Source organism: Devosia naphthalenivorans (assembly GCF_003056355.1).
Lineage (GTDB): Bacteria > Pseudomonadota > Alphaproteobacteria > Rhizobiales > Devosiaceae > Devosia > Devosia naphthalenivorans.
On the sequence record NZ_PYVW01000028.1, the window covers coordinates 1 to 12,947 of the forward strand.

Genomic DNA, 12,947 nt, shown 5'->3' on the forward strand with positions numbered 1-12,947 from the left:
GTTTCATCGTCCATCGCTTACGTCGAGCCGCTCGCAAGGGCGACAAGATAGAGGCTGCTGGCCATGTCTTTGAGGTGGTGGACGCCGATAAGATGCGGCTTAATCAATTGCTGGTGACGAGGGCAACGAAGGCCAAATAGCGCTCACAATGTCAAACTCAGTGAACGAAGCTGGCATTGCCGGGCGATTAGGACAGTAGTTTTTGGGAGGTCGTGAACTTGCCTGCAGCTGCATCTCTCTTTTCAACCGCTTGACCCTTCTCAAGCCAAGCGCCGGATCAGCTTGCGTGAGATCTCGTGCCGCAGGGACAGTCCGTGCAGCGTCTTCCCAGTAAGATGCTCCGGGAAATCTGACGCCTAGATGCGACGCTATGGGTTCGATTGGCCGTGACCTTGTTCCTGTGAGGCCCGACCGCACGGCTGATTACGAAAACCAATCCCGTGCGGCCTAGGTCCGCTCCTAACCTGGGGACTATCCCAACGGAACGTCAAGAGTGCACACCTCGTTGGAGCAGCGGCTCAACAAAGGAGTGCCAACCATGTTCATGCGCGTGGACCGTTTGATCACCGAATTACCCCCGCCCAAGAAGCAGGATCCCAATGCTGCCGCTGCCCTGCAGGAACTGCTCGGTGGCAAGTATGGCGAGATGTCGACGCTGGGGAACTATATGTTTCAAAGCTTCAATTTCCGTAGCAAGGACAAGCTCCGTCCATTTTACAGCCTGGTCGCATCCATCACTGCAGAAGAGTTGGCTCACGTCGAACTGGTGAGCAATGGCGTTGCCATGCTCAACAACGGTCCGGATAAACCGGGTGCCGACAGCGGCAATGGTGGCGACATCAGTAAATCGCCCTTTGAAGCAATGCAGGATATCCGCCTCGCGTCAGCTTTCCTGTCCAATGGCGGCGGTTCCACGCCGGTGAACGCCAACGGTGTGTCATGGAACAACGACTTCATCACGACTACGGGTAATGTCATCTTCGACCTGCTGCACAACTTTCACCTGGAGTGCGGTGCGCGCCTTCACAAACTCCGAGTCTACGAGACCCTGGGCCAGGATGATGCCACCGGGCGAGAGATTTGTGGATATCTGCTGGTACGTGGCTCAGTACATGCCCACTCTTACGCACTGGCTCTCAAGAAGCTAACGGGTGTCGAGATCGAAAAGATGCTGCCGACGCCGAACATCCCTCTGTCCAAAATCCCGGAATGCCAGAAGTACCTCGATGAGGGCTCACACCGTCGGCTCTACACCTGGAGCCAGGATGACTACAAAGAAATCTCCGGCATCTGGTCCAACGATGAGGTGGCCCTTCCAACCGATCCGCCGGGCCCACTGGAAGTGGTTGAAGGCATGCCGGATGGTGGTAAAATTCACCAGCTCGCAGGAGTACCTTCGGCGTTTACGCCTGATTATGCGCCTGAGGAGTTCTACGAGATCGCATCGAAGCTCTATGCAGCGTCTCGCTGACAATTTGATGGGAGGGTTCGCCCTCCCATCGGGCTTTATGCTGCTTGAAGGGGGGTAACGGCACGACTACGGATGCTAGCGTCCGCGTAAGCTGCCGTTGTTCAACGAGCACAGCGGCTGGCCGACAGTTGGATGAACTCGAACAGTACGCTTACCTGTTTATAGGGGTTTGTCGACGCGACGGACGGATCACTGGCGCCGTTGCTGCAACTCAGCTTTGTCTTCGTCAAGTCGACAAACGTTGGGCATTTACATTTACAGTGACGATGATGCCTTCAGCGGACCAATCAGTCTTGATCGAGCCGCCAAGCTGGCCGGTGACGCTGCGGTTGAGGAGCTTACTCCCATAACCCTGGCCAGTGGGTGGTTCAACCGGGGGACCACCGCGTTCGGTCCACACAATGCAAACCTCATCATGCGTTGCCAATCCTGAAATGTCGAGAAGCCCGGCACCGACTGATAGCGCCCCGTACTTCACGGAGTTCGTTGCCAGTTCATGTATGACGAGGGCCAAAGCTGTTGCCGATTGTTCGCCGATTCCCATGCGAGGAACGGCAACACGGATGCGGCCGCTGAACGCACCGGAGTCATCGTAGGGCGCCAGCAGCACCGCAATCAGGTCGCCCAGCAGTGCGGCGCGTCCCTGATCGCCAGGGAGCGGCCGAACAAAATCGTGAGCGCGGCGCAGGGCTGTAAGGCGTCCCGTCAACTCCTTGGCCATATCCTCAACGGTTGTGCTCGATCGGGATGTAAGATTGGTCAGCCCCTCTGCAATCGCGAGCAGATTCTTAACCCTATGGCTCATTTCACCCGCAAGCAGTTCGTGTCCTTCCTCGGCCTGCTTACGTCCGGTGACATCGAGGAACACACCCGACATCTGCCCCTTGTGCAGCCCTTCGTCATTGCCCAGACCCCGGGCCGAAACCCAACGAATTTCTTCACCCAACAATATGCGGAAGTCGATTTCGTAAGCACCCACTATGGCTCGGGTGGCTGTGAACGCGGCTCGGACTCTGTCCCGGTCAGCGGGGTGAATCCGGGAAGAGAGCTCTTCAAACGTCACCGTACTCGTTTGAGGTAAGCCCCAAAGTTCAAAGCCTTGCTCGTCCATGGCGAAAACGTCGGTTTCAACTGTCCACGACCACAGCGCTACCCCTGCGGCGTGAAGAGCGCGCTTCAGCCTGGGGGCTTCCCAAAGGGAGTGATTTTCGTCGCTCAGTCGCATGTCGGTCTCCGCTAATGCCTATTGAACAGATCGCGACAAGCTGCGCCAGCTTAACGTGCTCCACCCGCAACCATCTGGACAGGCCGGCATTGAGTATATGCTCGCTGTGTACGCACCCGCGTACGAGGGCAGGAATCCCATAAATGCGCAACTACTCTGACGACGACCAGATTGTGTCGCAAATCGAGACTCTTCGCACGGCCCTGCCCGAGTGGGTCATCAGCACCGTTGAGTTGGTTGAACTGGCGGAGAACGCCGAGCGAGCAGCCGTTCATTCCAATCCCGCGACCCTCGACCGCTCACGTAAGCTCGTGGTGGAAGTTGCAGAGTGGCAAGAAAGGCTCAGCCAATGGCAGGACCTGGATGTGTCGCCGCGATTGGAAGCTGAGTTGCGCATTCTGAAAGCCACCTTGGACGCTTCGATGGACGAGGCCAACGCCGCTGCTTCGAAGTTACACCTGTGAAGCAGAGCCGCTGGTTTGGATTGAAGAACAAGAAGGCCGGGCCTTTGGGAAGTCTGTCTTGAACTGATTTGGTATGGCCGCTCTCGTGGACAATATGCTCGCCCCTGCCCGTGTTCGGCGGGGCTCTCGGCCTGTCGATTATATCTGGGAACTCGCTTTACCCTGCGAATTAGGTCGACCCCCGCACCGGGAGGTATGTTCCCGAAGGCAAGTAAATCGGCAACAGGAACAAACTTCGGCCGACCGCATTGCCTTCGGGCTATCTGGAGGCCGTTTATGCCCTTACTTTCCATTGTTCGCTTCCTGACAGCTCTGCTGTCACTGGCGCTGGTTGTGCTCACGATCTATCTCGTCTGGAGCTGGAACGAAGGGGAGTTGGTCCGGCAGGCTGATGGCGATCTCGTACGAGTGCGGGAAGATTGGCGGTTATGGCTGGCCCTAGCTCTGGGTGCGTTTTCGCTCCTCGGGAAACTAGTCCTGGTTCCGCTACTGGCTAAGCCCGACAAAGGCGAGCATTCCCGGGAGGATCGAGGCAATGGACAAGTTCGTCAGCATGCAAACGGGGCCTCGGTTTATGTCGAGGAACTGGGGTTGAACAACAGCCCGACGTTGATCTTAACGCATGGATGGGCGATGGACAGCAGCATCTGGCACTATGCCAAGCAGTCGCTGGCAAACAGCTTTCGCCTGATCGTTTGGGACCTCCCAGGCCTGGGGCGGTCCAAAGGCGAGATCTCACTTGAGAGCTTTGCGTCTAACCTGGAGACGCTCATCGAGGAGTGCTCCACGCAGAAAGTGGTACTGGTTGGCCATAGCATTGGCGGTATGACCATTCAGACGCTTGCCCGCGACAATCCTGCATTGTTTGCAAATCGAGTGGCGGGCGTTGTGCTGCTCAATACCACCTATACCAACCCCCTCAAGACGATGATCCTGCCCGGCTTCATGCAGGCGATCCGTTGGCCATTGCTGGAGCCATTGATGCGTGTTGCGATCCTGCTGCAGCCGCTGGTGTGGCTCAGCGCATGGCAGAGCTATTTCAGCGGGATGGCTCATCTCGGGAACAGGCTGGGATTCGGCAAATTTGTAACCCGAAGTCAGCTCAACCACGTCACCTTGCTGGCGGCTAAAAACCCACCGGGCAATGTGCAGAAAGGCAACCTGGCAATGTTCCGATGGGATGCCACTGGTGCTTTAGCCGGCACTGGCGTCCCCATTCTGCTCCTCGCGGGCGAGCTCGACATCGTTACAAAGCCAACTGCGAGCGCTGACATCGCACGGCACGCATCTACCGCGTCCGTTGAGTTTGTCCATGGAGTGAACCACATGGGCATGCTCGAGCAGGCAGAACAGTACAACTCAGCGATTGCCGCCTTCGCTAGGAGGGTAACCCAACCAACTCGAACGATATAAAATCGTCTGGCGAACCTCATGCCGCGTACAATATTCCGGTCGGGCCCTATTCGACCTCACCTGGAGTGAGGAACACGTGGAGGGAACCGAAGGATCGTCAGGTCGTTGCGATCAATTGCGGCGCCGCTCAAAAGGCGCCCAGGGGAAAGCATGGAAAGTTCCGACAACTTCGCAGCCTCCGGTACAGCCGAGGGGCGCTATCGGCTATTGGTCGAGTCTATCAGCGACTACGCGATTTATATGCTTGATCCGGATGGCAGGGTGGTAAACTGGAACCTCGGCGCAGAGCGCTTCAAGGGGTACACCGCTGACGAAATCATCGGCCAGAATTTTGCTAAGTTCTATTCGGAGGAGGAACGCGCCTCGGGGGCGCCCGCCCGTAATCTGGCTAAAGCAGCGACCGAAGGCCGCTTCGAGGAAGAAGGCTGGCGGTATCGCAAGGATGGCTCGCGTTTCTGGGCCAGCATCGTCATCGACCGCATTGTGGATCCAGAAGGCAAGCTGGTTGGCTTTGCAAAGATTACACGAGATTTGACCGAACGTCGCGCTCGGGAAGAGGCTCTGCGCAGGAGCGAAGAGCAGTTCAGGCTGTTGGTGAAAGGCGTAACTGACTACGCCCTCTATATGCTCGATCCCGAAGGCAACGTCATCAGCTGGAACGCCGGCGCAGAGCGCATCAAGGGGTATGCAGAGGCGGAGATCATCGGCCAGAACTTCTCCGTGTTTTACATGGAAGGCGAGCGCGAGAACGGTGAGCCCCAGAGAAATCTCGAGATCGCGCGAAGTCGTGGCAGCGTGGAGCGGGAGGGCATGCGCGTCCGCAAGGACGGCACCACGTTTTTCGCACACGTTGTAATTGACGCTCTCTATGATGACGCGGGCGAGCTAGTCGGCTTCGCTAAGCTCACTCGGGACATCACGCAGCAGCGGAAGACGCAGCAAGAACTGGAGGGTGCGCGCGAGGCGCTCTTTCAAGCCCAGAAGATGGAGGCCATCGGCCAGCTGACCGGTGGCATTGCTCACGACTTCAACAATCTGCTGATGGCTATTCTGGGCAGCCTCGAAATTGCGCAGCGGCGCATGAACGCGGACCCGCGCATTTCCCCGTTTCTCGACAACGCAGTAAAGGGGGCGCAGAGAGGCGCTGCGCTAACCCAGCGCATGTTGGCATTTGCCCGTCGGCAGGAGCTGGCCATGGGTCCGGTTGACGTGCTCGATACCGTCAGGGGGATGAATGATATTCTCGAGCGCGCACTAGGGCCGTCGATTTTCGTAACAACCAATTTTCCGCTATCGCTTCCGCCGGTGAGGACAGATAAAGCGCAGCTCGAGTCCGCGTTGCTAAACCTGGCCGTCAACGCACGCGACGCGATGCCCGCAGGCGGGCCTATCGCTATCGCAGCTCAACGTCGGGCTGCGCCGCAGGGCGGCATACAGCGTTCTGGCGATTATGTGGTGCTGTCTGTCGCCGACATTGGCGAAGGAATGGACGAAGAAACCCTGGCCAGGGCAACAGAGCCATTTTTCACCACCAAGGGTGTTGGCAAAGGTACCGGTCTGGGGCTTTCCATGGTTCATGGACTTGCGGAGCAGTCAGGCGGGACATTCCTGCTGAAAAGCGAAAAAGGACACGGCACAACTGCTGAGTTGTGGCTACCACTAGCCCCCGGCACGTCTGAGGCTGCGGGAAACTCCACTTCCGCAGCGGTTTCTGGCACAACCGTCCCGAAGCGAGTTTTGGTAGTAGACGACGACTTCCTGGTCCTTTTAAACACCGTTACGATGCTTGAGGACCTTGGACACCAGGTCATTGAAGCTTCCTCCGGCGAAGAAGCGTTGGCCGTCCTCGAACGGGAGCCGGTCGACCTGCTTGTTACCGACTACGCCATGCCAAGAATGTCGGGTGGTGAATTGGCAATGATGGCGCGGGCGCGAAACCCAACACTAAAGGTTCTGGTTGCGACAGGGTATGCCGAAATGCCTGACGAACACAGGGGCCGGTTTGAGCGCCTCGGCAAACCATTCTCCGAGAACGACTTAGGGAGTGCTATCGAGAGGGCGTTGCAGTCATGACCGCGAGCCAGGACGCACTGTGCTCGCGTAGTAGCCGTGGCAGGAGTGATCCCGGATGTTTAATACGTTGGGGGAGGTTGCAAGCTGAGAGTCGTGGCAGCGGTACTTTACAAGCGGTGTTCTAATCCCGGCGGTTGCTCGAATAAGTTCTCCGCGTGAGATCAAGATTTCGCTAGCAGCTTCGAAACGCCGGGGCCAGCTGCAACGATCTTGCTGGCAGGTGGCACCATCACCCTGATTGGTGGATGGGGTTTCTTCTTCTCACCCAAGCTGGTTCGCGTCAGTAGCGCTTCCCTGCCCAGCGACTGCTTTCGGGCAGGAACATTAGTGCTGCGAACGGCTGATATGGTGTCGATTCCGGCCACTTTGGGGTGATTTGCCGCCAGTCCGCTCCTAGTTCACAGGCCATCAAAACCGGACGCGTGTTGATGACCTAAGGCTACGTAGGTTCAAGGCATCGACGATCAGGGTGCCAGCCTTTTGCAGCTCTAGCGAATGAGCCACAATACGGCGGACGCCGTCATCAGCAACAAACGTGCCTCAGGTCGTCACACTCTAGCCTTGAGGTCGATGTAGCGGAGATCAATGGCCTTCTCCGCTTGATCCTCCCAGGTGCCCGGGTGTTGTCGACGAGCTTGTCCGACGTGCTCAGACTGGGCAGCTTTAGCGCGATTGTTGGTTTGTTGGGCATGAGCAAACCCCAACAATGACAGGATCATAATGCTCAGGCGAAGGCCGCGGTCACCGTAGCAAGCTCAAGTTCGACTTTTGGCGGGCTCGATAGGTGCCGAGGCCTTTTGAAACCCGCAGCTCCTCATCTCGTATGACCCATTGGCCGCCGAGAACGACATCGGTTGGCCAACCAGTGATGGCGCGGCCTTCATAGGGAGAATAGTCGCCACCATCATGCAGATCGGCGTGCCGAATGGTCCGTGTGAGCCGGGGGTCCCAGATGGCGAGGTCCGCGTCGGCGCCGATGGCGACTGTGCCCTTTTGGGGATAGAGCCCATAGGCCTTGGCGTGGTTGGTCGACGTCAGCGCGACGAAGCGGCTGAGGCTGATGCGCCCGCCCACTACCCCTTCGGAAAAAAGGATCGGCATGCGCGTTTCGACGCCCGGTATGCCATTGGGAATATGGCGGAAGCTCTTGCGCCCGCGCGGATTGCGCTTGCCCTGCGGGCCGTCGTAGCGGAACGGGCAGTGGTCGGACGAGAACAGCTCGAACGTTCCGAGCTCAAGCCCGCGCCAGCAGTTCTGCTGCTCCGCCTGGTCGCGCGGCGGTGGCGAACAGACGAATTTGGCGCCCTCCCAGTCCATGCCGTCGAGATCATCGGCCGTCAGTGTTAGGTATTGCGGGCAGGTCTCGCCGATGACGCTGAGACCGCGCGATCGGGCGCGGGCGATTTCCTCGATGGCGGCGCCGTTGGAGACATGGACGATGACCACCGGCACGCGGGCGATTTCCGCCAGCGTCAGCGCCCGATGAGTGGCCTCCCGCTCCACCGCGGCAGGGCGTGTGGTCGCATGTGAGACAGGCCCGAAAGCCGCGGCGGCCTCATGCGCATCGACGAGGAAGCGGATGGCGTCCTCGTTTTCGCAATGCACCATGACCAGCGCACCGGTCTGCTGCGCTACGGCCATGACCTTGAGGATTTCCGAATCCTGCAGCCGCAGATCCTCATAGGTCATGAACACCTTGAACGAAGTATAGCCCTCTTCCACCAGTGCCGGCAGTTCCTGGCCCAGCACCGATGGCGTCGGGTCGGACAGGATCAGGTGAAAGGACACGTCAGTGTAGCAGTTGCCCTCGGCCAGGGCATGGTAGCCATCGAGCGCCGCGCGCAAGCTCTGGCCCTTCTGCTGCAGACAGAAGGGCATGACGGTGGTGTTGCCGCCAAACAGCGCCGAACGCGTGCCGCTCTCGAAATCGTCGGCCATGACAATGCCGTCGCCCGATGGCTGGGCGATATGGACATGGCTGTCGATGCCTCCCGGCAGCACCAGCTTACCGGTGGCGTCGAGCACCTCCCGCGCCTCCCCGAGGTCATGCCCCAGTTGCACGATCCTGCCGTCCTTGATGGCGACATCGCTCGAGAAAACGTCGGCGGCGGTCGCGACGGTGCCGTTGCGGACGATGAGGTCGAACACGAAACGCCCCCTAGAGCAACACGTCGCCGCCATTGGGCGACAGGGTCTGGCCGATGTAGAAGGAGCCGGCTTCCGAGGCGAGCAGTAGCGCGGTGGGCGCGATCTCCTCGACGCGGCCAAAGCGGCCTAGCGGGAGCTGGCCCATCTTCATGTCCCGCCACTCCTGGCTCATGCTCATCAGGAGCTGCGTATCGACCGGGCCGGGCGCAATGGAATTGACGGTGACGCCGCGCAGGGCGCCCTCATAGGCGAGTGCCCGCGTAAAGCCGACAATGCCGGCCTTGGCGGCGCAGTAATGCGACTGCCCCGGCGCGCCCTTGTAGGCGAGCTGGGACGAGATGTTGATAACCCTGCCCCAGCCGCGCGCCGCCATCGGCCCATAAAACTGCTTGGTGACAAGAAACGTGCCGCGCAAATGGACGCCGATCATGCGGTCGAAATCGGCCAGCGTCATGTCGCTGAAGAGGATATCGCCGCCGATGCCGGCGCCATTGACCAGGATGTCGACAGGCCCGAACCGGTCGCCCGCCCAGGCACCCAGCGCTTCGACCGCGGCAGGATCGGCAATGTCGGCCTCGCACTGCGCCACGTCGGCACCGCCCTTGGTCAGCCGCTGCACCAGGGCCTCGGCGGCGGCGTGGTCGCCGACATGGCAGAAGCCCACACGGGCGCCGTGCCGAGCAAACTGCTCGACAATGGCGGCACCAATGCCACGGCTGCCGCCGGTTACCACGGCAACGCGGCCGGAAAGGTCGAAATCGGTCAAGGAACGGAACTCCGTAGCGGGTCTGCGAGATAGTCGGCGTATTGGCGAATGCCGTCTTCGAGCGACATCTGGGGCGCAAAGCCCAAGTCGCGGCGGATCGGCGCGATATCGAAGCGGTGCTGATAGTCGTCGAGCGGATCGGGCCCTGGTGCCATGTCGATCCGGGCACCGGGGAGTACCTTGCGCACCACATCGGCGACAGCGCCGAGGGTCAGGTGCGTACCGCCGGTCGCGGCATAGACATGATGGGCGATCGCGGGCGCATCATGGGCGGCGAGCAGGGCGCGCGCTGCGTCCGAGACATGGATGAACTGGCGCGGAAAGTCCGCGCCCCATCCCATCACCGTCTGCCGGCCCGACTGGGCATCCGAGATCATATCGCGGATCACGCAGGCCGTGGTGCGGCCGGGGCCGTAGACCCAGGACAAGCGGATGGACACCGCATCGAGCCCGTGTTGCAGCCGATAGCCGGCTAGCAACTGCTCGCAGGCGGCCTTGGTCGCGCCATAGACGCTCGTCGGCCGTAGCGGCACTTCGGCGAGAACCGAGCCGCCATCGGCCGGCTGCTCGGTCGGCCCATAGGCGCTGGTGGACGAACAGAACACCAGCCGCCGCATCTGCATGACCCGCGCCAGCTCGAGGACGTTTGCGGTGCCGCCGACATTGGCGGCGACGATCGAGGCCGGCTGGTCGAGCAGGACCATAGGGCCCGACACCGCGGCGCAGTGGATGATCGAGGACACGCCCTCGCTCCGCGCGATGGCATAAAGTCGGTGCGTGTCGCCCACATCGGCACGCAGCAGGTTTGAGCCGGGCGGTGGCACCAGGTCGGTGCCGATCGCGCGCCGACCCTGCTCTTGCAGCGCGGCAAGCACCGCGCGGCCCACCAGTCCGGCCGCGCCGGTAACCATGATGGTGTCGTTGGCGGAACGAGGTTCGATCACTGGCATCTGTTCAGGGCACCGAATAGATCGAGGTCGCGCTGCCGCGGCCGGCATGGAGGTCGAGGCTGGTGATGATGTGGTCGAAATGGTGCGCCATTTCGTGGACGGCCTCCTCGGGACGGTTCTGCGCGATGAACTCGACGATGCGCCGGTGCTCGTCGGTAAGGCACAGCAGCCCACTCGAACTTTCATAGACCGACTGGATCAGCACGCCGCGTCGGATCAGGTTGACCAGCATGCGTTCCAGCACCGGATTGCCCGGCATGCGCGCCAGCAGCATGTGGAATTCGCCCGCCTTGCGGTTGGCCTGCGGATCGCGCCGGTCGAACACCGCCTGCTCCTCGACGAGGAAATCGCGCAGCATGCTGATCTGCTCGGGCGTATGCCGCTGGCAGACCAGCCGGATCACCGAATATTCGAGATGCCGCCGTGCCTCGAGGACATGCATGGACTCCTCCACCGTCGGCCGGCAGATGAAGGCGCCGCGATTGAGCTCGAACGCCACCACCTCTTCGTCGCGCAGCCGCTCGAGCACCCGGTGCACGCGCGAGCGCGGTACGGCATAGCTTTCGGCGAGCTTGACCTCGTTGAGGTGCTCGCCCGGCCGCAACTGCTTGTCGGTGATCGCCTCGACAATGCGGCTGTAGAGCACTTCCTCGGCAGGGTGCTTGCCCCGGCTGCGCTGGCTTTCGCTGGATTCTGTCATGCTGGACTCAAAAGGGATGGGACGCTGACGCTTTAATGTGTTCGCGGTCGACGCGGTGGCAAAGCCGAAATATTCGGCTTTGCACACGCATGACAATCGATCAGTCCAGCGGACCCACTGCTGCCTCCACCCGGTCGAGCACTGCGCCCGAGCGCACGAGGCCGAGCGCACGATGCATGTCCGAGGTGAACCAGCGGTCGCCATCGAGTGCGGCGGGAATGGCCTCGCGGATGGCCTCGAGCGCGGCGCGGCTGCCCTTGCCGATGGGGAAGTCCGAAGCCAGCGGATCGACCATGGTCAGGGCCTGCGCCGCCACCAGCATTTCGCTGGCGATGATCTGCTGCACGTTCTCGACCACCGTCTTGCCCTTGCGGGCGCACCAGGTGGAATTCGACACATGATCCTCGACATTGCCCTTGCCCGGTACCGAATCCACCGAGCCGGGCGTCGCCAGGTGCCGGTTCTCCATCACCAGCGCCGACATGGAGCACTGCACCACCGAAAAACCGGTATTGAGCCCCGGCTGGCCGCTCACCAGGTTGCGCGGCAGGCCATAGCTCATGGTCGGTTCGATCAGCCGGGCAATGCGGCGCTCGCTGATCGAGCCCAGGTCGGCCATGGCAATAGCCAGCACGTCCATGGCCTGCGCCAGATACTGCGCATGGAAATGCCCGCACGAGCGCGATTCGTAGCCGCCATTGCCGTCCTCGAACACCAGCGGATTGTCCTGCGGCGCGTTGATCTCGGTGGCGATGATGCCCTCGGCATAGGCCACGGCATCGGCCGCCGGACCATGCACCTGCGGAGCGCAGCGCAGCGAATAGACATCCTGCACGCGCGGTGTGGCCGGCGTGCCGGAGGACCGGGTCTCGCCGGGAAACACCACATCGCGTGCCGCGGCACTGCAGCGCTGCGTGCCCTCGACGATGCGGAGGACGTTACGCGCGACACGCTGCTGGCCGGGATGCGGCCGTGCGGCATGGATGCGGGCGTCGAACGCCGCCGTCTCGCCTCGCATGGCTTCGAGCGAGAGGCTAAGGGCTATGTCGGCCATTTTCAGCAGCCGGCGCGCGTCGTGCACCGAGAGCGTCGCGAGCGCCAGGGTCGTGGCCGAGCCGTTGAGATAGGCCGAGGAATCCTTTGCCGCCAGCGTGATGTTGGGGTTGAGGCCCGATGCCGCGATGGCTTCGGACGAGGGCATACGCTTGCCCTTGTAGAACATTTCCGTATCGGGAAAGCCCAACAGGCACCCCGCCATCTGCGCCAACGGTGCCAGGTCGCCGGAAGCGCCTACCGACCCCTTCTGCGGCACCACGGGGTGGAGGCCCTCGTTGAGGAAGCTCAGCATGTGATCGGCGATCTCGGCGCGATAGCCCATGCGGTCGGTGGCGATGGAATTGGCGCGTAGCAGCATCATCGCCCGGATCACGTCCTCGGCAAACGGCTCGCCGACGCCGGTGGCATGCGACTTGATGGTCTGGCGCTGCAACGCCTCCATGTCGCGCACCAGCACGCGCTGGTCCCGGAAAGCGCCCGAGCCGGTATTAAAGGCGTAGATGAGCGGCGTCTCGTCGGTCATCCAGTTGGCTTCGATATAGTCGCGCGTTTTCTTGAGCCGAGCTCTAGCCTCCGCGGAAAGCTCGGCGCGATCGGTCGAGCGCGCGATCGCGACGACATCCTGGATGGTCATCGTGTTTCCATCGACCTGCAAGGTCATGGCATGTTCCTTTCGAATTG

10 protein-coding genes are annotated in these 12,947 nt (G+C 61.0%); 4 read left to right on the plus strand and 6 right to left on the minus strand.

What is annotated here, in order from left to right; genetic code table 11:
• Positions 1-538 precede the first annotated feature (538 nt).
• A complete protein-coding gene (locus C8264_RS21065) occupies positions 539-1,471 on the plus strand; it encodes a manganese catalase family protein (protein ID WP_108462949.1) in 933 nt (310 codons plus the stop codon).
• Between the two features lie 226 nt (positions 1,472-1,697).
• Here C8264_RS21065 and C8264_RS21070 read toward each other — a convergent pair whose 3' ends face one another.
• Positions 1,698-2,696 carry a sensor histidine kinase gene (locus tag C8264_RS21070; protein ID WP_108462950.1) on the minus strand — a complete coding sequence of 333 codons (999 nt, stop codon included), beginning with the start codon at positions 2,694-2,696 and terminating at the stop codon, positions 1,698-1,700.
• Between the two features lie 143 nt (positions 2,697-2,839).
• On the opposite strand from C8264_RS21070, the gene C8264_RS21075 reads away from it, so the two are divergent.
• From C8264_RS21075 to C8264_RS21085, 3 genes are all read left to right on the plus strand, one after another.
• Complete coding sequence (locus tag C8264_RS21075; RefSeq protein WP_108462951.1) at positions 2,840-3,160, plus strand: hypothetical protein; 321 nt, start codon at positions 2,840-2,842, stop codon at positions 3,158-3,160.
• A gap of 276 nt (positions 3,161-3,436) precedes the next feature.
• A complete protein-coding gene (locus C8264_RS21080) occupies positions 3,437-4,573 on the plus strand; it encodes an alpha/beta fold hydrolase (RefSeq protein WP_162783827.1) in 1,137 nt (378 codons plus the stop codon).
• Between the two features lie 150 nt (positions 4,574-4,723).
• Positions 4,724-6,646 (plus strand): hybrid sensor histidine kinase/response regulator, encoded by a 1,923-nt coding sequence (locus C8264_RS21085; RefSeq protein WP_108462953.1) that lies wholly within the window; start codon positions 4,724-4,726, stop codon positions 6,644-6,646.
• A gap of 741 nt (positions 6,647-7,387) precedes the next feature.
• Here the strand turns inward: C8264_RS21085 and hydA are convergent.
• The 5 genes from hydA to C8264_RS21110 all read right to left on the minus strand — a co-directional run bounded on the left by hydA (position 7,388) and on the right by C8264_RS21110 (position 12,927).
• The gene (hydA, locus tag C8264_RS21090; protein ID WP_245893430.1) at positions 7,388-8,794 is read right to left on the minus strand and encodes a dihydropyrimidinase; all 1,407 of its coding nucleotides are present in this window, start codon (positions 8,792-8,794) and stop codon (positions 7,388-7,390) included.
• 10 nt (positions 8,795-8,804) lie between these two features.
• Positions 8,805-9,560 (minus strand): SDR family NAD(P)-dependent oxidoreductase, encoded by a 756-nt coding sequence (locus tag C8264_RS21095; protein ID WP_108462955.1) that lies wholly within the window; start codon positions 9,558-9,560, stop codon positions 8,805-8,807.
• On the minus strand, positions 9,557-10,504 hold the full coding sequence (locus C8264_RS21100) for an NAD-dependent epimerase/dehydratase family protein (protein ID WP_245893431.1): 948 nt from the start codon (positions 10,502-10,504) through the stop codon (positions 9,557-9,559). Before C8264_RS21100 ends, C8264_RS21095 begins: the two co-directional genes overlap by 4 nt.
• A gap of 10 nt (positions 10,505-10,514) precedes the next feature.
• Positions 10,515-11,210: a GntR family transcriptional regulator gene (locus C8264_RS21105; RefSeq protein WP_162783828.1), complete on the minus strand. Its 696-nt coding sequence runs from the start codon at positions 11,208-11,210 to the stop codon at positions 10,515-10,517.
• 100 nt (positions 11,211-11,310) lie between these two features.
• Positions 11,311-12,927 carry an HAL/PAL/TAL family ammonia-lyase gene (locus tag C8264_RS21110; RefSeq protein ID WP_108462958.1) on the minus strand — a complete coding sequence of 539 codons (1,617 nt, stop codon included), beginning with the start codon at positions 12,925-12,927 and terminating at the stop codon, positions 11,311-11,313.
• Between the last annotated feature and the right edge of the window lie 20 nt (positions 12,928-12,947).